The organism is Deltaproteobacteria bacterium (genome assembly GCA_009929795.1).
GTDB lineage: Bacteria > Desulfobacterota > Desulfovibrionia > Desulfovibrionales > Desulfomicrobiaceae > RZZR01.
This window is the reverse complement of the sequence record RZZR01000293.1, coordinates 1-1,998: the sequence shown is the minus strand read 5'-3', so window position 1 is coordinate 1,998 and position 1,998 is coordinate 1. Positions and strand designations below refer to the sequence as shown.

2 protein-coding genes are annotated in these 1,998 nt (G+C 65.7%); both read right to left on the bottom strand.

The window, feature by feature from the left end:
• Window positions 1-185: 185 nt before the first annotated feature.
• Window positions 186-488: a (2Fe-2S) ferredoxin domain-containing protein gene (locus tag EOM25_14335; GenBank protein ID NCC26353.1), complete on the bottom strand. Its 303-nt coding sequence runs from the start codon at window positions 486-488 to the stop codon at window positions 186-188.
• Between the two features lie 61 nt (window positions 489-549).
• Entirely contained in the window at window positions 550-1,926 is a 1,377-nt protein-coding gene (gene nifK / locus EOM25_14330) for a nitrogenase molybdenum-iron protein subunit beta (GenBank protein NCC26352.1), read from the bottom strand.
• Window positions 1,927-1,998: the final 72 nt, after the last annotated feature.

Below are 1,998 nucleotides of genomic sequence, written 5' to 3'. Positions count from 1 at the left end.
ACCGCTCCGGCCAGGGACTCGCGGTTGCAGACGATGTCCACCAAGCCGGAGGCTGTCCGGCCTACCTGGGCCTTGCGCTCGTCGAGAAGTGTGCAGGTGATCATGCTTGCCTCTCCAGGCTAAAATTGTTTTTTCGTAGGGCCACGAGCCGGGCCCGTCGGATGTCCCCTCTCTCGGCCATGGGCTCAACCGGCCAGCCGTCCCGGCCCGGGCTCTCCGTTCTCCAGGCCGTCCAGGATGGCGTCCAGGGTCTCCTCGGAATCCACGCCGCCGAACCACCAGTTCTGAGGCATGACCACCAGGACCGGGCCCTGATCGCAGCGCTTCAGGCAGCCGGTCACGGCCACCTGGCAGTCGAGGCCCCGGGCGATGATCTCCTCCTCCAGGTATTGGGGGAATCCGTCGGTCTGCTTGTGGCAGACCCCCTTGGGCCCGCCGCCCTGCCGGAAACTCTGGCAGAGGAGGATGAGGTGCTTGGGAATGGCCATGGTCGAATCTCCTTTTGGGCTTGGAGGGGCGTTTGGCTTCTCGCCCCTCCGGTCGGGGGAATCAGAGGACGAGTTCGAAGCTCTGTTCCGGGTCGTCGCGGTCCTTGCGGTCCAGGATGGCGGTCAGGATTTTTTCCAGCAGGCGCAAACCGCCCTTGTAGCCCACGGTGGGGAAGTACTGGTGGCCGACCCGGTCCAGGATGGGGAAGCCGAATCGGATGAGGGGAATGTCCTCGTCCCGGGCCACGTACTTGAGGTAGGTGTTGCCCATGAGCAGGTCCACGGGCTCGTTCTTGATCCATTGATGGAGCAGAAACAGGTCCCCCTTGGCCCGGACCTGGCAGGGCGTGGGCAGGTCTTTGGTCAGTTCGGCGATGCGCTGCTCAAAGGCCTTGCCCGGCGTGCCGGTGACCACATAGGCCGGGATCATGTCCAAGGTGACCAGGAACTCGACCAGGGCGATGAGCTGGTCGGGGTCTCCGGCCAGGGCCACCCGTTTGTGGTAGAGGTATTGATGGGTGTCGGAAATCATGTCCACGAGCTGGCCCCGTTCCCGGGTGATATCCTCGGGCACGGTCGTGCCGCCCACGATGCGCAGGGCGTCCACGAAGCGGTCCGTGGCCCGCAGCCCCAGGGGCGTGTCCAGAATCCGGCAAGGCACCTTGCGGTTGGCGTCCAGCCAGCGGGCCGCGTCGGCCGAGCACCATTCGCCCAGGGCCAGGGTGCCGACGGCGTCGCCGCTGGCCTTGAGCTCGGCCACCGTGGTGCCGCCCTGGGGGAACATCCGGTATTCGCCGGACAGAGGGCCGTTCAGGACTCCCGAGGTGTCCGGGAAGACGATGACCGGCACGCCCACCAGGGAGGCTAGGCGGCGGATCTCCTCCATGTCCGCGGGCTCGACCCAGCCGGGGATGATGTTCACCTTGCCGTTTCGTCGGCCGGTCCGTTCGGCGAAGTTCGCGGCCATGGCCTTGACCATGTTGGAGAATCCGGTGACGTGGGAGCCGACGTAGGATGGCGTGGGGGCCCCGATGACATGCTTGCCCTCGGGGATCTTGCCCTCCTTCTGGGCCTTGTCCCGGATCTGGTTCAGGTCGTCGCCGATGGTCTCGGACAGGCAGGTCGTGTGTACGGCGATGACCTCGGGTCCGTAGACCTCGAAGATGTTCTGGATGGCCTGAACCAGGTTGGCCTGGCCGCCGAAGACACTGGCCCCTTCGGTGAATGAGCTGGTCCCGGCCGGGATGGGCTCCTTGTAGTGCCGGGTCAGGGCCGAGCGGTGGTAGGCGCAGCAGCCTTGGGAACCGTGGGAGTGGGGCAAACAGCCGTGGATGCCCAGGGCGGCGTACATGGCCCCGATGGGCTGACAGGTCTTGGCCGGATTGATGGTCAGGGCCTCGCGCTGGGCGAGGTCCTTGGGTGTGTGTCGAAGTAGCATCTTTCTCTCCTTGGGAGTCCGGGTCATTCCCAGACGTAGGTGGCCGAAAGCTCCGGGTTTTCCTGCCAGGGG